This is a genomic window from Mesorhizobium sp. M7A.F.Ca.CA.004.12.1.1, assembly GCF_003997835.1.
GTDB lineage: Bacteria > Pseudomonadota > Alphaproteobacteria > Rhizobiales > Rhizobiaceae > Mesorhizobium.
The window spans coordinates 1-543 of the sequence record NZ_RZRK01001469.1 but is presented as its reverse complement, the minus strand read 5'-3'; the positions used below and the strand labels follow the sequence as shown (position 1 = coordinate 543).

1 protein-coding gene is annotated in these 543 nt (G+C 64.8%); it reads right to left on the bottom strand.

The features are described 5' to 3' along the window. Positions 1 to 3: 3 nt before the first annotated feature. Positions 4 to 543: FMN reductase (msuE, locus tag EN984_RS37075; protein WP_127384476.1), on the bottom strand; the 540-nt coding region annotated here is incomplete at its 5' end.

The window sequence follows — 543 nt, the reverse complement described above, 5'->3', positions numbered from 1 at the left end:
AGGCTATTCAGCGGCGATCCGGCCTGCCGAACGATTGGCCAGCACAAAGCCGACCTCGTCGACCGCCTGCGCCGCACGCTTAAGGATCGCCTCGGAGCGCAGCACGCCGTCGGTGAAATCCTTGTCGGTGGCGTAGACGGCGTTCGGCAGCGCAAAGGCCTCGAAGAAGCCGAACAGCGGCCGCAGTTGATGTTCGACGATCAGCGCATGGCGCTCGCCACCGCCGGTCGCCGTCAACACGATGGGCTTCCCCCGCAGCGCTGCCGGATCGATCAGATCGAAGAAATGCTTGAACAGACCGGTATAGCTGCCCTTGTAGGTCGGCGAGCCCACGACAAGCACGTCGGCGGCGAGGATTTGTTCCAGGATCGCGCGCGCCTGGCCGTCGAGATCGCGGGCCCATTTCGCCGTTCCCAGCGACGGACCGAGATCCTCGATATCATAGGTGCTCGCAGACAGGCCGTGGCTGGCGGCGATGTCCCTGGTGACCAGGTCGACGAAGGCGCGCGTCTTTGACGGCCGGGTGATGTTGCCGGAAAAGCC